The organism is Microbacterium jejuense, assembly GCF_039544225.1.
Classification (GTDB): domain Bacteria; phylum Actinomycetota; class Actinomycetes; order Actinomycetales; family Microbacteriaceae; genus Microbacterium; species Microbacterium jejuense.
Genome location: NZ_BAABLG010000013.1, coordinates 43,502 through 65,302, shown reverse-complemented (window position 1 = coordinate 65,302; position 21,801 = coordinate 43,502). Strand labels below are relative to the sequence as shown.

Genomic DNA, 21,801 nt, shown 5'->3' with positions numbered 1-21,801 from the left:
AAGCCCCGTTCGCGTGTCGGGAGGGGCTCTAGGGTGGGGACATGACACCTGCCGTCCGCTCCCGCCCGGAGCGGACCGGCGGACTCGTGCGGGGTCTCGTCGCCGCGGGCGTCGTCGCCGTGGTGTGCGCCCTGCTCATGCTGCTGGCGAGCGTGCAGGGCGCCCCGCAGTTCCGGTCCGTCCCGCAGCCGCAGGTGACGACCGTCCCCGAGCCCGCACCCGAGCCGACCACGAGCGGCGAGCCGCTTCCGGTGCCGCAAGGCGAGGGCGATCCCGGTGCTGTCCGCACCGTGATCCTGATCCTCCTCGGGCTCGTCGCGGCGGCGCTGCTCGCGCTGGTCGTCGTGGCCGTGATCCGCGCGATCCGCCGGGCGTGGGAGAACCGGGAGCTGGACGTGCGGGAGGGAGCCGTGCTCGCGGCGGCGTCGAGCGGTGCCGCCGCGACCGAGGCGCAGCCGGACGCGGCAGTGATCCAGCGCGGGATCGCCGCGGCGCTGCGGCACATCGGCGAACGGGCGGTGCCGGGCGATGCCATCGTCGCCGCGTGGGTGGGTGTCGAAGAGGCCGCTGCGGACTCGGGCGTCGTCCGGGGCGTCAGCGAGACGCCGGGGGAGTTCGCGGTGCGGATCATCGCACGGCGGTCCGCCATCGACGAGGACGCTCGGCGGCTGCTCTCGCTGTACGAACGCGTGCGGTTCGGCGGGTACGCCGCGACCGAGGCCGATCGCGCGGAGGCGCGGCGGCTGCTGGAGCGGATCGAGGGGGAGTGGCGGTGATCGTGAAGCGGGTGCTGCTCGTCGTGCTGGCCGCCGCGGTCGGCGTCGGCATCGTCTTCGTGCTCGACCGGTTGGGTGTGCCTGTCGAGTTCGCCACGGCGTGGCTGCTGCTGCTGGCCGCGGTGGGTCTGCTGAGCCGTGCCGGGCTGATCGAGGACGGAGCGTGGCCGCCGCCGCGTCCCGAGCGACGACCGCGGGGCTCCGAGGTCTCGCGGCTCGCCTGGAACATCAACGCGCGCACCGGCGAGGCGGGATTCCTGATGGTGCGCCGCGTGCAGCGGGTGCTGCGCCACCGGCTCGCCCGGCTCGGGCTCGATCTCGACGATCCCGGCCAGAACGCCGCGGTGGACGCGCTCCTCGGCGCCGGCATCCGCGAGACCTTCTCACACGCCGAGGTGACCCGCGCCGACCTCGAACTCGTCATGAGCGCGATCGACCGACTTCCGTCCCCCACGAACCAGGAGCGCTGATGCACCCGGAACCCACCCGACCCCTCCCGTCCGCCGACGAGATCGCCGACCTCGGGCGGCGCGTCCTCGACAGCGTGCGCACGGCCATCGTCGGCATGGACGACCCGCTCACCGTCGCGCTGGCGGCCGTGCTGGCCGGCGGGCACGTCCTGTTCGAGGACGTCCCAGGGCTGGGCAAGACGCTCGCCGCGCGCAGCCTCGCGACCGCGCTCGGGCTCGAGTTCCGCCGTCTGCAGTGCACGCCCGACATGCTCCCGGGCGACGTCACCGGCTCGTACGTCTATGCGCCCGACACCGGCGAGTTCCGCTTCCGCCCCGGGCCCATCTTCACGGGGCTGCTGCTGGCCGACGAGATCAACCGCACGACGCCCAAGACGCAGTCGGCGATGCTCGAGGCGATGGCCGAGCGGCAGGTGACCGTCGAGGGCGTGCGCTTCCCGCTGCCGGTGCCGTTCCACGTCATCGCGACGTCCAACCCGATCGAGTACGAGGGCACTTACGCGCTGCCCGAGGCGCAGCTCGACCGCTTCATGGTGCGCCTGTCCGTCGGCTACCCGACGGCCGAGGGCGAGACGCAGATCATCCTGGACCGCGTGCGGCGCCAGAGTCCGGATGCGGTCGTCGCGCAGGTGCTCGACGCCGACGGGCTGCTGGCGCTGCAGCGGACTGTCGAGACGATCCACGTCGATCCCGACATCGCGCGCTACTGCACGGACCTTGCCCGGGCCACCCGCACGGCGCAGCACGTCGCCGTCGGCGCGTCGCCGCGCGGCTCGCAGGCCCTGGTGCTGCTGGGGCGCGCCTATGCGGCGCTCGACGGGCGCGCGTACGTCCGCCCCGACGACATCAAGCACCTGGCCGTCCCGGTGCTCGCGCACCGCCTGACGCTGACCCCGCAGGCCTGGGCGCAGGGCGTCGACCCCGCAGCGGTGGTGTCGGGTGCCGTCTCGCAGGTCCCCGTCCCGCCGACCGTCGCGCAACCGCGATGACCGAGGGCGTCCGGACGACCACCGAGGCGCCGCTGCGCTGGCGGCGGACGCCGGTCGTCACGCTGGGCCTCGGCGGAGCCGTGCTGCTGGCCGCGGCGGGCATGGCGTTCTCGCGCCCCGATCTGGTGGCCGTCGGCCTGCCGCTCGGGCTCGCGACGGCGTGGGCGCTCGCGCGGCGCCCGGCCGCCGGCATCCTTCGGCTCGTCCTCGGCGCTCGCGCGTCGGGCACGCCGCAATCGGGTGCCGTCGTCGGAGAGGTGGATGCCGCCGCCCCCGCCGACTGGGTGCAGCTGGCCGTCGACCAGGGCGGGAGGCGCACCGGCCTGGCCGATGCGGCGCCGGGCGACGGCGCGATGCGCACGCGCAGCCGGCTGCGGCACACGGGGCCGACAGAGCTCTTCGCCGTCACGGCCCGCGGAGTCGCCCAGGACGGGGCCTGGGTCAGCGACCCCGGACCCCGGACGGCGCTCACCTGGAACGCCGTGCCCGAGACCGTCCCGCTGCAGCAGCTGCCGGTGGCGCTGCGGCTCACCGGCCTGCACGGCGGGCACGAGGGCTCGCGGCCCGGGCAGGGCGGCGACTTCCGCGACATCCACCCGTTCGCGCCGGGAGACGAGCTGCGTCGCGTCGACTGGCGCGCCACCGCCCGCCTGGCACGACGCCCCGGCGATCTGCTGGTGCGGCGCACCCAGGCGCTGAGCGACAGCACCGTCGTCATCGCGATCGACACCGCCGACGACCTCGGCGAGGCCGTCGTGACGTGGGGCACCGACGATCCCGAGCACAGTGGCGTGACGTCGCTGGACCACGCCCGTCAGGCGGCGCTGTCGATCGCGACGTCGGCCGTGCAGGCGGGCGACCGCGTCGCGTACCACGTGCTCGCGCCCGACGGCCGCACGGTGCGCGCCGGTGCGGGGGCGCGCCAGCTCGCGCGGCTGCGCGACGTCATCGCCGCGACCGGCACGGGCGACGTCGAGGTGCGGTACCGGCGGGCGCCGGTGATCGCGCACGGATCCATCGTCTTCGTGCTGTCGACGTTCTTCGACGGCGCCGCCGCCGAGCTCGCGACGCACTGGCGTGCCGCGGGTCATGCGGTGGTCGCCGTCGACGTGCTGCCCGCACCGCGCGCCGAGCGGCTCAGCCGCGAGCAGCTGCTCGCGATGCGCACCCTGCTCGCCGAGCGCGAGGACGTGTTCGCCGAGCTGAGGGCGACCGGGATCGACGTCGTGGCGTGGGGGAGCGGGTCGCCCGACACGGCACTGCGCGTCGCGGCGCGCGGGCAGCGGCGGCGCACGGGGGCGCGGCGATGAGCGAGCGCACCCACACCTTCCGCGTGCGCGGCGGCGTGCCGGCCCTGCTGGTGCGCGTGCTGCTGGTCGCCGTGACGGCAGCCGGCGCGATGGCTCTCGTGCCGGTCCCGCTGTGGCGCGGCGTCGCGATCACGGTGGCGGTCATCGGCGCGATCGTGCCGCGCTCGCTCGGGGGCTGGATCGGCGGAGCCTGCATCGGACTCGGGATGCTGCTCGCCGACCCGCTGCCGGCGCAGACCGCGATCGCGGTGCTCGTCGTGCACGCCGTTCATGTTCTCGCGTCGCTCGCGCTGACCGTGCCGGCGCGGTCCTGGATCGCGCTGCGTGCGCTGGCGCCGACCCTCGGCCGGTTCGTCGCGATCCAGCTGGTCGCGCAGGCCGTCGCATTCGGGGTCGCGAGGCTCGCTGCGCCCGAGGAAGGTGCGGGGCTGGCGTGGGCGGCACTGGCCGGGGCGGGGTTGCTCATCGTCGCGGTGAGCATCGGGCTGTACGCGCTGCATCGCGCGGATGCCGGCGCCGACGCCGAGGCGCCGAACGCTCACAGCGCTCGGTCAGGACGATCCGGAGCCGATGTCGGAGGCCCCGCCTAGACTTGTCGGGTGCCCATCGTCCCTGTCGCCCTGCCCGGAAATCTGTCCGGAAGCACCCCCGGAACCGCCCTCGGCACCAGCGGAAAGCTCAGCGTCCGCGGTGCCCGCGTGCACAACCTGAAGGACGTCGACCTCGACATCCCGCGCGACTCTCTCGTCGTGTTCACCGGTCTGTCCGGCTCGGGCAAGTCGAGCCTCGCGTTCGACACGATCTTCGCAGAGGGCCAGCGCCGCTACGTCGAGTCGCTGAGCGCGTACGCCCGCCAGTTCCTCGGCCAGGTCGACCGTCCGGACGTCGACTTCATCGAGGGGCTCTCGCCTGCAGTGTCGATCGACCAGAAGTCGACCAACCGCAACCCGCGCTCGACGGTCGGCACGATCACCGAGATCCACGACTACATGCGTCTGCTGTGGGCCCGCATCGGCGTGCCCCACTGCCCGGAGTGCGGTGAGACGATCCAGCGTCAGACGGTGCAGCAGATCGCCGACCAGCTCATCGACCTGCCCGAGCGCACCCGCTACCAGGTCGTCGCGCCGGTCGTCACGCAGAAGAAGGGCGAGTTCGTCGACCTCTTCAAAGAGCTCGGCGCCAAGGGCTACGCGCGTGCGATCGTCGACGGCGAGCTGATCCAGCTCGCCGAGCCGCCGGCGCTCAAGAAGAGCTACAAGCACGACATCGCTGTCGTCGTCGACCGTCTGGTCGCCGCACCCGGCATCCTCGACCGCGTCACCGACTCGGTCGAGACCGCGCTGTCGCTGGCCGGCGGCGTCGTGCAGGTCAACTTCGTCGACGAGGAGGGGGATGCCGCGTGGCAGTCGTTCTCCGAGAAGCTGGCGTGCCCGAACGGTCACCCGCTGCAGCTGACCGAGATCGAGCCGCGCACGTTCTCGTTCAACGCCCCGTTCGGCGCCTGTCCGGCCTGCTCAGGCCTCGGCACGCGCATGTCGGTGGACGTCGACCTGATGCTCGGCGACGAGGACCTCTCGATCCGCGAGGGCGTCATCATCCCCTGGACGACGCAGGGCAAGGGCCTCTTCCAGTACTACGAGCGCCTGCTCGAAGGCCTCGCGACCGATCTCGACTTCTCGCTCGACACGCCCTGGAAAGACCTGCACTCGACGGTCCGCGAAGCGGTCCTGCGCGGCGAGAACTACAAGGTCACGGTGCGGTGGAAGAACCGCTACGGCCGTGAGATGCGCTACTCGTCGGGCTTCGAGGGCGTGGTGCCCTATATCGAGCGCCAGTACACGCAGGCCGAGTCCGACACGCAGCGCCAGCGCTGGTCGGAGTACCTGCGCGAAGTGCCGTGCCCGGTCTGCGACGGCGACCGCCTGAAGCCCGAGGTGCTCGCGGTGCTCGTCCACGGTCATTCGATCGCGGATGCCTCCCGCCTGAGCCTCGGCGAGGCCCGGGAGTACTTCGCGAAGCTCACGCTGACCGACCGTGAGGCGACGATCGCGGCGGCGGTGCTGCGCGAGATCCGCCTGCGCCTGGACTTCCTGATCCGCGTCGGGCTGGACTACCTCAGCCTCAGTCGTGCCGCGGCCACCCTCTCGGGCGGCGAGGCGCAGCGCATCCGTCTCGCGACGCAGATCGGCTCGGGCCTCACCGGCGTGCTCTACGTGCTCGACGAGCCCTCGATCGGCCTGCACCAGCGCGACAACCGGCGTCTCATCGAGACGCTCGTGGCGCTGCGCGACCTCGGCAACACCCTGATCGTGGTCGAGCACGACGAAGAGACCATCCACGCCGCGGACTGGGTCGTCGACATCGGCCCCGGCGCCGGTGTCAACGGCGGCGAGGTCGTGCACTCGGGCCCGATCGGCGAGCTGCTCGCCGACACCGCGTCGATCACGGGCGACTACCTGTCGGGCCGCCGGGCGATCCCGACGCCCAAGAAGCGCCGCAAGATCGACAAGAAGCGGCAGGTGACGGTCGTCGGCGCGCGCGAGAACAACCTCAAGAACGTCACCGTCGACTTCCCGCTCGGGGTGCTGACCGCGGTCACGGGAGTGAGTGGATCGGGCAAGTCGTCGCTCGTCAACGGCATCCTGTACCAGGTCCTCGCGACGCGCCTCAACGGCGCCCGCCGCGTCGCCGGCAAGCACACCCGCGTGACCGGCCTGGAGAACCTCGACAAGGTCGTGCACGTCGACCAGGCGCCCATCGGCCGCACGCCGCGGTCGAACCCGGCGACCTACACCGGCGTGTTCGACCGCATCCGGACGCTGTTCAGCGAGACCCCCGAGGCCAAGGTCCGCGGCTACCAGCCGGGGCGCTTCAGCTTCAATGTCAAGGGCGGCCGCTGCGAGGCGTGCTCGGGCGACGGCACGATCAAGATCGAGATGAACTTCCTCCCCGACGTGTACGTCGACTGCGAGGTGTGCCACGGCAAGCGGTACAACCGCGACACGCTGGCGGTGCACTACAAGGGCAAGAACATCGCCGAGGTGCTCGAGATGCCGATCGCCGAGGCCGCGGAGTTCTTCGAGCCGATCCAGGCGATCCACCGCTACCTGCGGACGCTGGTGGACGTCGGCCTCGGCTACGTGCGGCTCGGTCAGTCGGCGACGACCCTCTCCGGCGGCGAGGCGCAGCGCGTCAAGCTGGCGACGGAGCTGCAGCGGCGCACGAACGGCCGCTCCATCTACGTGCTGGACGAGCCGACGACGGGCCTGCACTTCGAGGACGTCCGCAAGCTCCTCGAAGTGCTGAACGGCCTCGTCGACAAAGGCAACACCGTGATCGTGATCGAGCACAACCTCGACGTGATCAAGTCGTCGGATTGGGTCATCGACCTCGGCCCCGAGGGCGGCTCGGGCGGCGGGCAGGTCATCGCGACAGGCACGCCCGAGCAGGTGGCCCGCGCCGAGGGCAGCCACACCGGCGCGTTCCTCGCCGAGGTCCTCGGGCTGCACGCTCCGACGCACGTGGTCCCCGAGCTCGTCGGGGCCCGCAAGGCCGGCTGAGCGGCATGGCACGCTCCGCACCCACCGTCCCCTACAAGCCGAAGCCGGGCGAGATCCCCACCAACCCGGGGGTCTACCGGTTCCGTGACGTGGACGGCCGCGTGCTGTACGTCGGCAAGGCGAAGAACCTTCGTGCGCGGCTGTCGAACTACTTCGCTCCGCTGCACACGCTGCACGAGCGCACGCGCCGCATGGTGACGACCGCGGCGTCGGTGGAGTGGACTGTCGTCGCCACCGACGTCGATTCGCTGCAGCTGGAGTACCAGTGGATCAAGGAGTTCGATCCACCCTTCAACGTGCGCTACAAGGACGACAAGTCGTACCCGTTCATGGCGATCACCCTCGCCGACGAGGCGCCCCGCGTGATCGTGACGCGCAACCGCCGCATCCCGGGGGCGAAGTACTTCGGGCCGTACCCCAAGGTGTGGGCGGTGCACGACACGATCGACCTGATGATCAAGGTGTTCCCGATCCGCACCTGCAGCGACTCGTCGTACAAGAAGGCGATGGCGACCGGTCGGCCCTGCTTCCCGGGGCAGATCGGCCGCTGCGGCGGCCCGTGCTCGATGAAGGTGACGATCGAGGAGCACCGCGCGATCGTCGAGGACTTCATCGCGTTCATGTCCGGCGGCGACCAGCGCTTTACCCGGGCCCTCACCGCGCGCATGCGGGAGGCATCCGCCGCCATGGACTACGAGGCGGCCGCCGGCTACCGCGACAAGCTGCAGTCGATCGACGCCGTGCTCAACAAGAGCGCTCTGGTGCTCGCGGCCGACACCGACGCCGACCTGTTCGGCATCGCCGAGGACGAACTGGCCGCGACCGTGCAGCACTTCGTGATCCGCGGCGGGCGCGTGCGCGGCGTGCGGGCGACGACGATCGAGAAAGAGATCGACATCACCGGCGGCGATCTCGTCGACCAGGTGCTGCAGCGCACCTACGGCAACGCCGCGGCCGCCGACATCCCCAAGCAGGTGCTCGTCCCGGCGATGCCCGAGGATGCCGCAGACCTGGAGGAATGGCTGCGCGAGCGGCGCGGCAAGAACGTCACGATCCAGGTCGCGCAGCGCGGCGCGAAAGCCGATCTGATGCGCACCGCGAGCCTGAACGCCCAGCAGGCGCTCATGCTGCACAAGACGCGGCGCACGAGCGACTACGTGGCGCGCACGCAGGCCCTCACCGACCTGCAGGAGGCATTGGGACTGGCCGAGGCGCCGCTGCGCATCGAGTGCTACGACGTGTCGCACCTGAGCGGCACGAACGTCGTCGCCTCGATGGTCGTGTTCGAGGACGGGCTGCCCCGCAAGGATCAGTACCGCTCGTTCGGCGTCGCCGAGACCACCGACGACACCGACTCGCTGTACCAGGTGCTGACGCGCCGGCTCGCCTACCTCGATCGTCCGGAAGAGAACGAGGTGGATGCCGCACCCGACGTCACGGCGGACGGCGAGGTCGTGACCGAACGGCGCAAGCCGCGGTTCGCGTACCGCCCGCAGCTGCTCGTCGTCGACGGCGGCCAGCCGCAGGTCGCCGCGGCGGCCCGCGCGCTGCGCGACGCGGGGCATGAAGAGGTCGCGTTGTGCGGCATCGCCAAGCGACTGGAGGAGGTGTGGCTGCCCGACGAGGAATATCCGGTGATCCTGCCGCGCACCTCCGAGGCGCTCTACCTGCTGCAGCGGCTGCGCGACGAGGCGCACCGGTTCGCCATCACGCACCAGCGCCGTCGTCGTCGGCGCGACATCCAGAGCGTGCTGGCCGAGGTGCCGGGGCTCGGCGATGCGCGCATCAAGGCGCTGCTGCGTCACTTCGGCTCGGTCGCCGCGCTGAAGAAGGCGACGCCCGACGAGATCGCCGAGCTTCCGGGGGTCGGACCCAAGCTCGCCACGGCGGTGCACGCGCATCTCGCGGCACCGGCGGATGGGTAGGCTGGGCTCGACGACGGGGGTGGTCATGACCGAGGCGACGCGTCACGAGGCGGCCGGAGAAGTGCTGATCGTGACCGGGATGTCGGGTGCCGGGCGTTCGACGGCGGCGAACGCCCTGGAGGACCTCGGCTGGTACGTCGTCGACAACCTGCCGCCGCAGATGCTCAAGCCGCTCCTCGATCTGACCGAGATGGCCGGGGGAGTGCTGCCCCGGGTCGCCGTCGTCGTGGACGTGCGCGGTCGCGACCTGTTCTCGGACCTCCCCGAGGCGATGCGGGCGCTGCGCGAACGGCGGCAGATCCGGCTGATGTTCCTCGACGCATCCGACGATGTGCTGGTGCGGCGGTTCGAGGCCGTGCGGCGGCCGCATCCGCTGCAGGGCGCCGGCACGATCCTGGACGGCATCCGGCTCGAGCGCGCGCGGCTCGCCGCGGCGCGCGAGAGCGCCGACGTCCTCGTCGACACGTCGTCGTACAACATCCACCAGCTCGCGACCCAGGTCACCGATCTGTTCACCGCAGCGGGCTCCGCGCGCCACACGCTCACACTGCTGAGCTTCGGGTTCAAGTACGGTCTGCCGCCGGACGCCGACCTCGTCGCCGACATGCGGTTCCTGCCGAACCCGTTCTGGGACGAACGGCTGCGGCCGTTCACCGGCGAGGATGCCGAGGTGCGCGAGTACGTCCTGGCGCAGGAGGGCGCACGGGAGTTCCTCGACGCGTACACGCAGGCGCTGCGGCCTGTGCTGGAGGGCTACCAGCGCGAGAACAAGAGCCACTCGGTGGTCGCCGTCGGGTGCACCGGCGGCAAGCACCGCTCGGTCGTCATGGTGCGCGAACTGGCCGAACGGCTGGCCTCGGTGCCAGGCGTCGCGGTGCGCATCAGCGACCGCGACCTCGGCCGCGAGTGACCGCCGCGGGGCGCGGACCGATCCGGCCGAGTAGGCTGGACCGTCGTTCCCGAACCGAACGTCCCCGAACCGAACGAATGGAGACCCGTGTCGCTGACCGCTGACGTGAAGGCCGAGCTGATCACCGTGCGCGACCCGCGCCCGACGGCGCGGGTGGCCGAGCTCACGTCGCTGCTGCGGTTCTCGGGTGGGCTGCACTCCATCGCCAACCGCGTCGCGGTCGAGGCCGAGCTGGACTCCAGCGTGCTGGCCCGCCGCACCGCCCGCGACCTCGTCGAGCTGTACGGCGTCCGGCCCGAGCTCGTGCACGTGCAGGGCTCCGGCGCCCGCGCCGGCGGCCACTACGCCGTTCGCGTGATCGAAGGCGGCGAGACGCTCGCCCGCCAGACCGGCCTGCTCGACCAGCGCCGCCGGCCCGTGCGCGGGCTGCCCAACAAGCTCACCACCGGCTCGCGCGGCGACCTCGCCGCCATCTGGCGCGGCGCGTTCCTCGCCGCCGGCACGCTGAGCGACCCGGGTCGCTCGGCGGCGCTGGAGATCACATGCCCTTCGTCCGAGGCCGCCATGGCGCTCGTGGGGGCCGCGCACCGCCTCGACATCGCGGGCAAGGCGCGCGAGGTGCGCGGCATCCCGCGCGTCGTCGTGCGCGAGGGCGAGGCGATCCGCGCCGCGCTGGCTGCCATGGGCGCCGTCAAGGCCGCCGCCGAGTGGGACCAGATGCGTCAGCGCCGCGAGGTCCGCGCCGGCGTGAACCGCCTCGTGAACTTCGACGACGCCAACCTGCGCCGCTCCGCGCAGGCCGCCGTCGCGGCGTGCGCACGCGTCGAGCGCGCGCTCGAGATCCTCGCCGACGACGTGCCCGACCACCTGCGCCAGGCCGGCGAGCTGCGCCTCGCGCACCGCGACGCGAGCCTCGATGAGCTCGGCCACCACGCCGACCCGCCGCTCACGAAGGACGCCGTCGCCGGCCGCATCCGCCGCCTGCTCGCCATGGCCGACAAGAAGGCCGAGACCGAGGGTCTGCCGGGCACCGAGTCCGCCGTGCCCGCGGGCATCGAGGACTGACACCGAGACCATGTGAGAAGGGGATGCCGCGGGCCGCGGCATCCCCTTTCTCATACGTCACAACGCTCGTCACAGTGGGAAGCAACCCCCGCGCCGGCGCGTTGCCGCTCAGTAGGATGAAGTGTCACCCTCGCTGCGCCGAGGTCTCCACGGCGCGCGCCGACAGGAAGAAGAGAACATGGCGAAGTACACCTTGCCCGACCTCCCCTACGACTACGCCGCGCTCGAGCCGCACATCAGCGGCAAGATCATGCAGCTGCATCACGACAAGCACCACCAGGCGTACGTCACCGGGGCCAACACCGCGCTCGAGCAGCTCGCCGAGGCCCGCGAGACGGGCAACCTCGCGAACGTCAACAAGCTCGAGAAGGACCTCGCGTTCCACCTCGGCGGTCACGTCAACCACTCGATCTTCTGGACCAACCTGTCGCCCGAGGGCGGTGGCGAGCCCGAGGGCGAGCTGAAGGCGGCCATCGACGAGTTCTTCGGCGACTTCGCGAAGTTCCAGGCGCACTTCGCCGCTGCGGCCAACGGCATCCAGGGCTCAGGCTGGGCCGTCCTCAGCTGGGACCCGATCGGCGAGCAGCTGATCATCCAGCAGCTGTTCGACCAGCAGGGCAACACCGCGCAGGGCACGATCCCGCTCTTCCAGCTCGACATGTGGGAGCACGCGTTCTACCTGGACTACCTCAACGTCAAGGCAGACTACGTCAAGGCCGTCTGGAACATCGCCAACTGGCAGAACGTCGCGCAGCGTCTCGACGCAGCCCGTGAGAAGACCTCGGGCCTGCTGGTACTGTCATAGCAAGCGCGGCGTCCCAGCGGGTCGCCCCGCTGGGACGCCGTTGTCTCTGTCTGCATCGCAACAACCGCGCATTCGCGCACGACACATCTCAGGAGAAACTCCGTGACTGTCAAGATCGGCATCAACGGCTTCGGCCGGATCGGACGCAACTTCCTTCGCGCGGCTCTCGCGCAGGGTGCGGACCTCGAAATCGTGGCGGTGAACGACCTCACCGACAACAAGGCGCTCGCGCACCTGCTCAAGTACGACTCGGTGGGCGGCCGCCTCGACGCCGACGTCTCGTACGACGAGGACTCGATCACCGTCAACGGCAAGGCCATCAAGGTCTTCGAAGAGCGCGACCCGGCGAACCTGCCTTGGGGCGAGCTCGGCGTCGACATCGTCATCGAGTCGACCGGCCGCTTCACGAACGCCGCGGACGCCGGAAAGCACATCCAGGGCGGCGCCAAGAAGGTCATCATCTCGGCTCCCGGCACCGACGTCGACGGCACGTTCGTCATGGGCGTGAACGAAGACACCTACGACTCGGCGTCGATGAACATCATCTCGAACGCGTCGTGCACCACGAACTGCCTCGCGCCGCTGGCCAAGGTCTTCAACGACGCGTTCGGCATCGAGCGCGGCTTCATGATGACCGCCCACGCGTACACCGCCGACCAGAACCTGCAGGACGGCCCGCACAGCGACCTGCACCGCGCCCGCGCCGCGGCGATCAACATCGTCCCGGCCTCGACCGGTGCCGCCAAGGCCATCGGCCTCGTGCTGCCGGAGCTCAACGGCAAGCTCAGCGGCTCGTCGTACCGCGTGCCGGTCCCCACGGGCTCGATCGTCGACCTCACGATCGTCACGAACACCGAGGGCCTCACCAAGGAGGCCGTCAACGCCGCCTACGAGGCTGCGGCCGCCGACGGTCGTCTCGCCGGCTACCTGAAGTACAACGCCGACCCGATCGTGTCCAGCGACATCCAGCTCGACCCGCACTCGTCGATCTTCGACGCCGGCCTGACCAACGTCAGCGGCAACCTGGTGAAGGTCTCGAGCTGGTACGACAACGAGTGGGGCTACTCGAACCGACTCGTCGACCTCACCGAGTACGTCGCCGAGCGCCTGTAACCACCGCCATGGCTCTGCGCACCCTCAGCACTCTGGGTCCGCTGGCCGGCAAGCGCGTCATCGTCCGTGCTGACCTCAACGTTCCTCTCCAGGACGGGGTCATCACGGACGATGGCCGTGTGCGGGCCACGCTCCCCACGCTCAACGCTCTGATCAACCAGGGCGCCCGCGTCATCGTCTGCTCCCACCTCGGGCGCCCCGACGGCGCACCCGACCCGAAGTACAGCCTCGAGCCTGTCGCGCAGCGACTGTCCGAGCTGCTCGGCAAGCCTGTCGCCTTCGCGCGCGACACCGTGGGGGAGTCGGCGGCCGAGGCCGTCGCCGCCCTCGAAGACGGCGACGTCGCGGTGATCGAGAACCTGCGCTTCAACGCAGGCGAGACCGCCAAGGACGACGCGACGCGCCGGGCGTTCGCCGAGGAGCTCGCCGCTCTCGGCGACGTGCTCGTGTCGGACGGCTTCGGCGTCGTGCACCGCAAGCAGGCGTCGGTCTACGACCTCGCCGAGATCCTGCCGTCCGCGGCAGGGTTCCTCATCGAGAAGGAGGTCGACGTCCTCGACCGCCTCACCGAGAACCCCGAGCGTCCCTATGCGGTCGTGCTGGGCGGGTCGAAGGTCAGCGACAAGCTGGGCGTCATCGCGCATCTGCTGCCGCGCGCCGACAAGATCCTGGTGGGCGGCGGCATGCTGTTCACCTTCCTCGCGGCGCAGGGCTACAAGGTCGGCAAGAGCCTGCTCGAGGTCGACCAGATCGAGACCGTCAAGGGCTACATCGCGACGGCCGCCGAGCGCGGTGTCGAGCTGATCCTGCCCGTCGACGCGGTCATGGCCTCGGCGTTCGCCGCCGACGCCGACCATGTCGTCGCCCCGGCTGACGCGCTCGAAGACACCCCGTTCGGCGCCGACGGCCTCGGCCTCGACATCGGACCCCAGACCGCGGAGCTGTTCGCCGCGGCGATCCGCTCGTCGACCACGGTGTTCTGGAACGGTCCGATGGGCGTGTTCGAGATGCCGGCGTTCGCAGCCGGCACGAAGGCCGTCGCGAAGGCGCTCACCGCGGTCGAGGGCCTGTCGGTCGTCGGCGGCGGAGACTCCGCTGCCGCGGTCCGCCAGCTCGGGTTCGCCGACGACCAGTTCGGCCACATCTCGACGGGCGGCGGCGCGAGCCTCGAGTTCCTCGAGGGCAAGAAGCTCCCCGGACTGGAGGTCCTCGGATGGCAGTGAGCAGCCGCATCCCGCTGATCGCGGGCAACTGGAAGATGAACCTCGACCACTTGCAGGCTGTCGCGTTCGTGCAGAAGCTGCACTGGACGCTCAAGGACGCCAAGCACGAGGACGGCTCGGTCGAGGTCGCGGTGTTCCCGCCCTTCACCGATCTGCGCACGGTGCAGACGCTCCTCGACGCCGACAAGATCCCGTTCGCCCTGGGCGCGCAGGACGTGTCGGCGCACGACTCGGGCGCCTACACCGGCGAGGTCTCGGGCGCGTTCCTGGCGAAGCTCGACGCGCGGTACGTCATCATCGGCCACTCCGAGCGCCGGCAGTACCACGCCGAGACCGACGAGGTCGTGGCGTCGAAGGTCAAGGCGGCGCTCAAGCACGGACTCGTCCCCGTGATCTGTGTCGGCGAGACGCTGGAGCAGCGTGAGGAGTCCGGGCCCACCGCGGTGTCGGTCGGTCAGCTGGAGGTCGCCCTGGAGGGCGTGCCCGCCGCTGCCGACGTCGTCGTGGCCTACGAGCCGGTCTGGGCGATCGGCACCGGCCAGGTCGCGTCGCCCGAGCAGGCGCAGGAGGTCTGCGCCGCGCTGCGCGAGGTGATCGCCTCCAAGCTCAGCGCCGACGCGGCGGCCCGCACGCGCGTGCTCTACGGCGGCTCTGTCAAGTCGGCGAACATCGCCAGCTTCATGCGCGAACCCGATGTCGACGGCGCCCTGGTGGGCGGCGCGAGCCTGGTCGTGGACGAGTTCGCGGCCATCATCCGGTACCAGAAGCACGTCGGCGTCTGACGCCGATTCCGGCGGGCGGCGAGGGGTTCCTCGCCGCCCGCCGCCGTACACGTATACTTGACCCTTGTGCGATCGGCGAATGATCGCACCGAAAGGCTTCAACGACTGTGCAGATCATCGCGTTCGTCCTGCAGGTGCTTCTCGGCATCACGAGCCTCCTGCTGACCCTCCTCATCCTGCTCCACAAGGGGCGCGGCGGCGGCCTGTCCGACATGTTCGGCGGCGGCATGACGTCTGCCCTCGGCTCGTCGGGTCTCGCGGAGCGCAACCTCAACCGCTTCACCGTGATCCTCGCGCTCGTGTGGTTCGCGGCGATCGTGGCCCTCGGCCTCATCACGAAGTTCCAGGCGATCTGATGGCGACCGGAGGCAACGCGATCCGCGGCACCCGCGTCGGTGCCGGACCCATGGGCGAGCAGGACCACGGCTTCCACGCCGAGCGTGTCGCCGTCTCGTACTGGGACGCCCTCGGCAACGAGACAGTCCGGTACTTCGCGGCGGGCATCCCCGAAGAAGAGATCCCCGACACGATCGACTCGCCCCACTCGGGCCTGCCGGCCGGTCGCGACAAAGAGAACCCGCCGGCTCTGGCCAAGACTGAGCCGTACAAGACGCACCTCGCCTACGTGAAGGAGCGTCGCACCGAAGAAGAGGCTGAGCAGCTTCTCGACGACGCGCTGCAGCAGCTGCGCGAGCGTCGCGGTCAGGACTGACCGAGCACAACGACGAAGAGTGGATGCCGCGAGGCATCCACTCTTCGTCGTTTCGGGGTCGTCCGCCCGGAGTCAGTACTCCCGGTCGATGAGCTCTGGCGGCACCTGTGCGGCGGCCGCCTCGTCGACGAAGAAGATCGTGCGCTTGCGGCCCTTGGCGCCCGCGGCGGGCACACTGGCGTAGCTCGCCCCGGCGAGGGCGAGGCCGAGCGCGGAGGCCTTGTCGGGGCCGGCGAGCACCATCCAGACACGCTTGGAGCCGTTGATCACCGGTCGGGTCATCGTGACGCGCTCCGGCGGCGGCTTGGGGGAGTCCCGCACCGCGACCACCGAGCGATCCGTGATCTGGATCTCGTCACGGTCGGGGAACAGCGAGGCGATGTGCCCGTCGGGGCCGACACCCAGGAAGCAGACGTCGAACGCCGGCCACGGACCCTCGGGGCCGGGGAAGCCGGCGAGCTCTGCGGCATACGCGGCGGCGGCGGCATCCAGATCGGCGCCCTCGTCGCTCGCGAGCGTCGCGTGGATGTTGCCGGCGGGGATGTCGATGCCGTCCAGCAGCGCGTCGCGTGCCTGCCGGTCGTTGCGCTCGGCGTCGCCACGGGGCAGCCAGCGCTCGTCGCTCCACCAGAAGTGCACGCGCGACCAATCGATGCGCTCGGCGCGCGGGCTGCGTGCGGCCGATGCCAGCACGCGCGATCCCATCGATCCGCCGGTGAGCGAGACGTGGGCGAGCTTGCCCTCGTCGATGCGCTTGGCGACGCGGCTCAGAAACCGTGCAGCGACCGAATCTGCCAGGGTCGCGGGGTCCGGAGCGATGACGACACGCTTCTCGGCCCAGCCCTCAACCATGTCGAGCCGTCCGACCCCGCTGACCCTGTGAACTCATCGGTCCTGCGTCTCCTTCGTCGACGGCGGGTCGAGGAGCTGCCAGCCCTCGGTGATGACTCGACCATACAGGACGTCAGGATCGAGGCGCCGGAGCTCCTCGGCCAGGCATTCGCGCAGCGTGCGGCGGGGGAAAGCGAGCTCGTGGCTGGGCTGACCGGGCTGCGTGAGGATCGCCGCGCCCGGGGTCGGGCGCTCGAGCAGCACCTCTCCGCTCGCGCGCACGAGTGCGACCGACTTGATGCCGTGGGGCCACTCCTCGGCGTCCAGGTAGGCCCAGTCCACCGGCACGTCGAGGGTGAGTCGCAGCCACGCCGCGAGCAGCGCCGTCGACGGGGAGTCGCCCGCGCCGCGCACCCGCACGCTCAGGATGGGCTCGTACGGCGGTTGGTCGAGGATCGCGGCCAGCTGCTCGCGCCAGCGCGTGAGCCGGGTCCACGCGAGATCCGTGTCGCCCGGCGCGTACTGGCCGCCGAGGCCGGCCACCCAGGCCGACGGGTCGGACTGGGCTGCGGCATCCGTGATCCGACGCTGCGCGATGCGGCCGATCGACGTCTTCGAGATGTGCTCGGGCGTGCGGTTGGGCCACCACACCACGACGGGCGCATCGGGCAGCAGCAGTCCGGTGACGAGGCTCTCGAGGTTCGAGCGCCCGGCGTCGCCGAACGCGCGGAGCGTCACGACCTCGCTGGCGCCCGCGTCGCCGCCGACGCGGATCTGCGCGTCCAGGCGCGAATCCTCGTCGTAGCCGTCGGGGAGCATCAGCACGATGACGCGCATCGGGTGCTCGCGCGACGCGTCGTTGGCGGCCTCGATGACCTCTTCGACCGCGGCTTCGCGCGTGAGGATGATGAGCGTCAGCACACGGCCGAGCGCGACCGCTCCGCCCTCCTCGCGCACGTTGACGAGCGCGCGCGAGATCTTGCTGACGGTGGTGTCGGGAAGATCGACGATCACGGGCGCCTCCAGCTCCGTCCGTCGCGGGCGAGCATCTCGTCCGCGGATGCCGGGCCCCACGACCCGGGCGAATACTGCTCCAGCGGGCCGCCCTGGGCGTCCCAGAACTTCTCGATCGGGTCGAGGATGCGCCACGACAGCTCGACCTCTTCGTGCCGCGGGAACAGCGGCGGGTCGCCGAGCAGCACGTCGAGGATGAGGCGCTCGTAGGCCTCAGGGCTCGCCTCGGTGAACGCATGGCCGTAGCCGAAGTCCATCGTGACGTCGCGGACCTGTGCGCCGGCACCCGGCACCTTCGAGCCGAAGCGGATCGTGACGCCCTCGTCGGGCTGCACGCGGATCACCAGGGCGTTCTGGCCCTGACCCGAGGTCTGGCCCTGACGGAACAGCATCTCGGGCGCCCGCTTGAAGACGACGGCGATCTCGGTCACACGGCGCCCGAGGCGCTTGCCGGTGCGCAGGTAGAACGGCACGCCCGCCCAGCGGCGGGTGTTGATCTCGAGCGTGACGGCCGCGTAGGTCTCGGTCGTCGACTTCGGGTTCATCCCGTCCTCTTCGAGGAAGCCGAGCACCTTCTCGCCGCCCTGCCAGCCGCCCGCGTACTGCCCGCGCGCGGTCGAGCGCTCCAGGTCGTCCGGGAGCGTGACGGCGGCGAGCACCTTCTCCTTCTCGGCGCGGAGGTCCTTCGCGTCGAACGAGATCGGCTCTTCCATCGCGGTGAGCGCGAGCAGCTGCAGCAGGTGGTTCTGGATGACGTCGCGCGCGGCGCCGACACCGTCGTAGTAGCCGGCGCGGCCGCCCACGCCGATGTCCTCGGCCATCGTGATCTGCACGTGGTCGACGTAGTTGCGGTTCCAGATCGGCTCGTACAGCTCGTTCGCGAAGCGCAGCGCCAGGATGTTCTGGACCGTCTCCTTGCCGAGGTAGTGGTCGATGCGGAAGATCGAGTCCGTCGGGAACGTCGAGCGCAGCACGTCGTTCAGGGCACGCGCCGACTCCAGGTCGTGGCCGAACGGCTTCTCGATGACGACGCGGCGCCAGCGGTCGGGCTGGTCGGCGGTGTCGTCGACGAGGCCTGAGGACTTGAGCTGCTCGGCGACCACCGCGAAGTCCTTCGGCGGGATCGACAGGTAGAACGCGTGGTTGCCCATGGTGCCGCGCTCGGTGTCGAGGCGGTCGACGGTCTCGCGCAGCCGGCGGAACGCGTCAGCGTCGCCGAACTCGCCGGAGACGAACCGGATGCCCTGCAGCAGCTGCTGCCAGGTCTCGTCGCGGAACTCGGTCCGCGCGTGCTGACGCACCGCGTCGTAGACGACCTTGGCGAAGTCCTGGTCCTCCCAGTCGCGGCGCGCGAAGCCGACGAGGGCGAACCCCGGAGGCAGCAGGCCGCGGTTGGCCAGGTCGTAGACGGCGGGCATGAGCTTCTTGCGGGAGAGGTCTCCCGTGACGCCGAAGATGACGAGCGCGCTCGGGCCGGCGATGCGGTTGAGGCGACGGTCTTCGGGGTCGCGCAGCGGGTTGTGCCCGCGCGTGATCTCGACGGTCATGAGGGGGCTTGAACTCCTACTGTGCCGCTTCGAAGAGCGACAGCACTTCGATCTGCGGGTCGGTCAGGGTGAGGGTCACGACGGGACGGCCGTGGCCGTCGGCGAGCACTGCCGCGTCGCCCGCGGCCTGTGCCTGGATCAGCTGGCCGAACGTGAACGGCCGGTCCGGGATCTCGAGGTCGACGTCGGTCAGCTCGAGGATCTGCAGGAACACGCCGTTCGCCGGGCCGCCCTTGTGGTACTGCCCGGTGGAGTGCAGGAACCGCGGGCCCCACCCGAACGTGGTCGGCCGGCCGGAGTCGGCGGCAACCAGTTCGCGCAGCCCTTCGAGCTGCGGCAGCGCCAGCCGGTTCACGTACGCCTGGATGGCGACGTAACCGTCCTCGGGAAGCCGTGCCCACAGCGCGTCGAGCACGCCGGCGACGGTTCCGGATGCCGCCAGCGCGGGATCCGAGACGCGCACCTCGACGCCGTCCACGGCGAACGCCGGGGCAGTGGCCTCGGGGCGGGCATCGAGCAGGCCGCGCGCGGCCACCTTCGCCGATTCGACGTCGGGCTGGTCGAAGGGGTTGATGCCCAGCATCCGTCCCGCGATCGCCGTCGCGTACTCCCACACCACGAACTGCGCACCCAGCGAGCCGCTGACGAGGATCTCGCCCTCGTGGTGCTCGAACAGGTGGAACTGCTTGGCCTCGTCGACGAACCGCACGAGCTGCAGGTCGGCCGGCTTCGCGTCGACCTCCGGCGAGACCGGGAGCAGGACGACCGGAAGGATGCCGGTGCCCTCCTTGCCCGTCGACTCGGCGACGAGCTGCTCGATCCAGTCCGGAAGGCCGACGATGTGGGTGCCGTCGGTGATGAGTCCCAGCTTGTCCTTGCGGGGCTCGCCGCCGGCGATCGCCGCCGCCAGCACGAGGGCGGGGTTGTCGGGGCTGTCGATCGCGACCTCGAGCAATGACGCCTCGGCCTCGTCGAGCAGCTCCGCGATGTCGGCGCCGGCCAGGCCCGCCGGCACGAGGCCGAACGCGGTGAGCGCCGAGTAACGCCCACCGACAGTGGGGTCGGCGTTGAACACCGTGTAGCCGTCCGCGCGCGCCGACTGGTCCAGCGGCGAGCCGGGGTCGGTCACCACGACGATGCGCTCGGCCGGGTCGATTCCCAGGTCGCGGAACGCCGCCTCGAACGCCCGCTTGGCAGAGTCGGTCTCGACCGTGGAGCCGGACTTCGACGACACCACGAGCACCGTGCGGGTGAGGTCTCCGCCCTCGGCGTCGCCGTCGACGGCCGCGAGCACCTGGCCCGGCGCCGTTGAGTCGAGGATCACCAGCGGCAGGCCGGCGGTCCGCGCGATCACCTCGGGTGCGAGTGACGAGCCGCCCATGCCCGCGAGCACGACGCGCGTGACGTTCTGCCCGCGCAGCCGTTCGCGCAGCGCCAGGATCTCGGGCACGAGCGGACGAGAGACGCTGACCGCCTCGACCCATCCGAGACGCTGGGATGCCTCACCCTCTGCCTCGGGACCCCACAGCGAGGCGTCGCCCGCCGTGATGCCCGAGGCGACGAGGCTGGCGACAAGTCCGGGGAGCGTCGCCTCGACGACGGACTTGACGTGCCCCGACAGGTGGATGTCGAAGCTCATCGCGCAGCCTGGGCGGCGTCTTCGAGCGCCGTCTTGACGGTGGCCTGCACGTCGTGCCACGAGGTGATGAACTTCGACACGCCTTCGTCCTCCAGCACCTGGGTGACGTCGGCGAAGTCGACGCCGGCGGCGGCGAGACGATCGAAGACCTCGTGCGCGGCGGCGTACGTGCCGGCGATCGCATCGCCCGCGACCGGTCCGTGGTCGAACGTGGCCTCGAGCGTCTTCTCGGGCATCGTGTTGACGGTGCCCGGCGCGACGAGCTCGGTGACGTACAGCGTGTCGGGCAGGTTCGGGTCCTTGACGCCGGTCGAGGCCCAGAGCGGACGCTGAACGTGGGCGCCGGCATCCGTCAGCGCCTTCGCGCGGTCCGTGGCGAACTGCTGCTCGAACAGCTCGTACGCGAGACGCGCGTTCGCGACGCCCGCGAGAGACTTCAGCGCGTCGGCCTCGTCGGTGCCGAGGGTCGCGAGACGCTTGTCGACCTCGGTGTCGACGCGCGACACGAAGAACGAGGCGACCGAGTGGATCTTCGAGATGTCGTGGCCGTTCGCCTGCGCCTGCTCGAGACCGGCGAGGAACGCCTCGATGACCTCGGCGTAGCGCTCGAGGCTGAAGATCAGCGTCACGTTGACCGAGATCCCCTCGGCGAGCGTCGCGGTGATCGCGGGCAGGCCGGCCTTGGTGGCGGGGATCTTGATGTGCACGTTCGGGCGGTCGACCCGGGCCCACAGCTCCTTGGCCTGGGCGACGGTCCCGGCGGTGTCGTGGGCGAGGTCGGGCGAGACCTCGATCGACACGCGGCCGTCGACGCCGTTCGACGCCTCGTAGACGGGGCGGAAGATGTCGGCGGCATCCCGCACGTCATCGGTCGTGGCGGCGAAGATCGTCTCGTCGACCGATGCTCCGGCTGCGGCGAGCTCGGCGATCTGGGCGGCGTACGAGTCGCCGCCGCCCACGATCGCGCCCTGGAAGATCGTCGGGTTCGTCGTGACGCCCGAGACGTTGCGCGTCGAGATGAGCTCGGTCAGGTTGCCCGACGTGATCCGCTCGCGCGACAGGTCGTCGAGCCAGATGCTCACGCCCGCGGCGACCAGCTTCTCGGTGGGGGTGCTCATGCTGCGTTCTCT

20 protein-coding genes are annotated in these 21,801 nt (G+C 70.9%); 15 read left to right on the top strand and 5 right to left on the bottom strand.

The window, feature by feature from the left end; all coding sequences use genetic code 11:
- Positions 1–41: 41 nt before the first annotated feature.
- From ABEA46_RS19285 to ABEA46_RS19215, 15 genes are all read left to right on the top strand, one after another.
- Positions 42–776, top strand: coding sequence for a DUF4129 domain-containing protein (locus ABEA46_RS19285; protein WP_345546931.1), 735 nt, complete (start codon positions 42–44; stop codon positions 774–776).
- Positions 773–1,246 (top strand): hypothetical protein, encoded by a 474-nt coding sequence (locus ABEA46_RS19280; protein WP_345546930.1) that lies wholly within the window; start codon positions 773–775, stop codon positions 1,244–1,246. The genes ABEA46_RS19285 and ABEA46_RS19280 overlap by 4 nt, the downstream gene beginning before the upstream one ends.
- Entirely contained in the window at positions 1,246–2,235 is a 990-nt protein-coding gene (locus ABEA46_RS19275; protein ID WP_345546928.1) for an AAA family ATPase, read from the top strand. Before ABEA46_RS19280 ends, ABEA46_RS19275 begins: the two co-directional genes overlap by 1 nt.
- A complete protein-coding gene (locus tag ABEA46_RS19270; protein ID WP_345546926.1) occupies positions 2,232–3,545 on the top strand; it encodes a DUF58 domain-containing protein in 1,314 nt (437 codons plus the stop codon). Before ABEA46_RS19275 ends, ABEA46_RS19270 begins: the two co-directional genes overlap by 4 nt.
- Positions 3,542–4,135: a hypothetical protein gene (locus tag ABEA46_RS19265; RefSeq protein ID WP_345546925.1), complete on the top strand. Its 594-nt coding sequence runs from the start codon at positions 3,542–3,544 to the stop codon at positions 4,133–4,135. The genes ABEA46_RS19270 and ABEA46_RS19265 overlap by 4 nt, the downstream gene beginning before the upstream one ends.
- A gap of 30 nt (positions 4,136–4,165) precedes the next feature.
- Entirely contained in the window at positions 4,166–7,105 is a 2,940-nt protein-coding gene (uvrA, locus tag ABEA46_RS19260; RefSeq protein WP_425563236.1) for an excinuclease ABC subunit UvrA, read from the top strand.
- Between the two features lie 5 nt (positions 7,106–7,110).
- Positions 7,111–9,030, top strand: a complete 1,920-nt coding sequence (gene uvrC / locus ABEA46_RS19255; protein WP_345546923.1) for an excinuclease ABC subunit UvrC — start codon at positions 7,111–7,113, stop codon at positions 9,028–9,030.
- A 25-nt stretch (positions 9,031–9,055) separates the two neighbouring features.
- Entirely contained in the window at positions 9,056–9,940 is an 885-nt protein-coding gene (gene rapZ / locus ABEA46_RS19250) for an RNase adapter RapZ (RefSeq protein WP_345546921.1), read from the top strand.
- A gap of 87 nt (positions 9,941–10,027) precedes the next feature.
- A complete protein-coding gene (gene whiA / locus ABEA46_RS19245) occupies positions 10,028–11,005 on the top strand; it encodes a DNA-binding protein WhiA (protein WP_191170447.1) in 978 nt (325 codons plus the stop codon).
- Between the two features lie 178 nt (positions 11,006–11,183).
- Positions 11,184–11,810: a superoxide dismutase gene (locus tag ABEA46_RS19240; RefSeq protein ID WP_345546917.1), complete on the top strand. Its 627-nt coding sequence runs from the start codon at positions 11,184–11,186 to the stop codon at positions 11,808–11,810.
- 102 nt (positions 11,811–11,912) lie between these two features.
- Positions 11,913–12,923: a type I glyceraldehyde-3-phosphate dehydrogenase gene (gene gap / locus ABEA46_RS19235; protein ID WP_345546916.1), complete on the top strand. Its 1,011-nt coding sequence runs from the start codon at positions 11,913–11,915 to the stop codon at positions 12,921–12,923.
- Between the two features lie 8 nt (positions 12,924–12,931).
- The gene (locus ABEA46_RS19230) at positions 12,932–14,146 is read left to right on the top strand and encodes a phosphoglycerate kinase (protein WP_345546915.1); all 1,215 of its coding nucleotides are present in this window, start codon (positions 12,932–12,934) and stop codon (positions 14,144–14,146) included.
- On the top strand, positions 14,137–14,928 hold the full coding sequence (gene tpiA, locus ABEA46_RS19225) for a triose-phosphate isomerase (RefSeq protein ID WP_345546913.1): 792 nt from the start codon (positions 14,137–14,139) through the stop codon (positions 14,926–14,928). The genes ABEA46_RS19230 and tpiA overlap by 10 nt, the downstream gene beginning before the upstream one ends.
- Positions 14,929–15,035: 107 nt before the next feature.
- Entirely contained in the window at positions 15,036–15,284 is a 249-nt protein-coding gene (secG, locus tag ABEA46_RS19220) for a preprotein translocase subunit SecG (protein ID WP_345546911.1), read from the top strand.
- A complete protein-coding gene (locus ABEA46_RS19215) occupies positions 15,284–15,640 on the top strand; it encodes an RNA polymerase-binding protein RbpA (protein WP_141893555.1) in 357 nt (118 codons plus the stop codon). The genes secG and ABEA46_RS19215 overlap by 1 nt, the downstream gene beginning before the upstream one ends.
- Positions 15,641–15,712: 72 nt before the next feature.
- On the opposite strand, the gene pgl is transcribed toward ABEA46_RS19215, so the two are convergent.
- From pgl to tal, 5 genes are read right to left on the bottom strand one after another with little or no spacing between them, the layout of a single operon-like run.
- Positions 15,713–16,492, bottom strand: a complete 780-nt coding sequence (gene pgl, locus ABEA46_RS19210) for a 6-phosphogluconolactonase (protein WP_345546908.1) — start codon at positions 16,490–16,492, stop codon at positions 15,713–15,715.
- A gap of 33 nt (positions 16,493–16,525) precedes the next feature.
- The gene (locus tag ABEA46_RS19205; protein WP_345546906.1) at positions 16,526–17,485 is read right to left on the bottom strand and encodes a glucose-6-phosphate dehydrogenase assembly protein OpcA; all 960 of its coding nucleotides are present in this window, start codon (positions 17,483–17,485) and stop codon (positions 16,526–16,528) included.
- Positions 17,482–19,032, bottom strand: coding sequence for a glucose-6-phosphate dehydrogenase (zwf, locus tag ABEA46_RS19200; protein WP_345546904.1), 1,551 nt, complete (start codon positions 19,030–19,032; stop codon positions 17,482–17,484). Before zwf ends, ABEA46_RS19205 begins: the two co-directional genes overlap by 4 nt.
- A 16-nt stretch (positions 19,033–19,048) precedes the next feature.
- Entirely contained in the window at positions 19,049–20,671 is a 1,623-nt protein-coding gene (locus tag ABEA46_RS19195; protein WP_345546902.1) for a glucose-6-phosphate isomerase, read from the bottom strand.
- On the bottom strand, positions 20,668–21,789 hold the full coding sequence (gene tal / locus ABEA46_RS19190; RefSeq protein WP_345546900.1) for a transaldolase: 1,122 nt from the start codon (positions 21,787–21,789) through the stop codon (positions 20,668–20,670). The genes ABEA46_RS19195 and tal overlap by 4 nt, the downstream gene beginning before the upstream one ends.
- Positions 21,790–21,801: the final 12 nt, after the last annotated feature.

Excerpts from the sequence above, each read along its gene's own strand:
- ABEA46_RS19285 (WP_345546931.1), top strand. The coding sequence starts at position 42 with ATGACACCTGCCGTCCGCTCCCGCCCGGAGCGGACCGGCGGACTCGTG.
- ABEA46_RS19275 (WP_345546928.1), top strand. The coding sequence starts at position 1,246 with ATGCACCCGGAACCCACCCGACCCCTCCCGTCCGCCGACGAGATCGCC.
- ABEA46_RS19270 (WP_345546926.1), top strand. The coding sequence starts at position 2,232 with ATGACCGAGGGCGTCCGGACGACCACCGAGGCGCCGCTGCGCTGGCGG.
- ABEA46_RS19265 (WP_345546925.1), top strand. The coding sequence starts at position 3,542 with ATGAGCGAGCGCACCCACACCTTCCGCGTGCGCGGCGGCGTGCCGGCC.
- uvrC (WP_345546923.1), top strand. The coding sequence starts at position 7,111 with ATGGCACGCTCCGCACCCACCGTCCCCTACAAGCCGAAGCCGGGCGAG.
- rapZ (WP_345546921.1), top strand. The coding sequence starts at position 9,056 with ATGACCGAGGCGACGCGTCACGAGGCGGCCGGAGAAGTGCTGATCGTG.
- ABEA46_RS19240 (WP_345546917.1), top strand. The coding sequence starts at position 11,184 with ATGGCGAAGTACACCTTGCCCGACCTCCCCTACGACTACGCCGCGCTC.
- ABEA46_RS19230 (WP_345546915.1), top strand. The coding sequence starts at position 12,932 with ATGGCTCTGCGCACCCTCAGCACTCTGGGTCCGCTGGCCGGCAAGCGC.
- tpiA (WP_345546913.1), top strand. The coding sequence starts at position 14,137 with ATGGCAGTGAGCAGCCGCATCCCGCTGATCGCGGGCAACTGGAAGATG.
- ABEA46_RS19215 (WP_141893555.1), top strand. The coding sequence starts at position 15,284 with ATGGCGACCGGAGGCAACGCGATCCGCGGCACCCGCGTCGGTGCCGGA.
- pgl (WP_345546908.1), bottom strand. The coding sequence starts at position 16,492 with ATGGTTGAGGGCTGGGCCGAGAAGCGTGTCGTCATCGCTCCGGACCCC.
- zwf (WP_345546904.1), bottom strand. The coding sequence starts at position 19,032 with ATGACCGTCGAGATCACGCGCGGGCACAACCCGCTGCGCGACCCCGAA.
- ABEA46_RS19195 (WP_345546902.1), bottom strand. The coding sequence starts at position 20,671 with ATGAGCTTCGACATCCACCTGTCGGGGCACGTCAAGTCCGTCGTCGAG.
- tal (WP_345546900.1), bottom strand. The coding sequence starts at position 21,789 with ATGAGCACCCCCACCGAGAAGCTGGTCGCCGCGGGCGTGAGCATCTGG.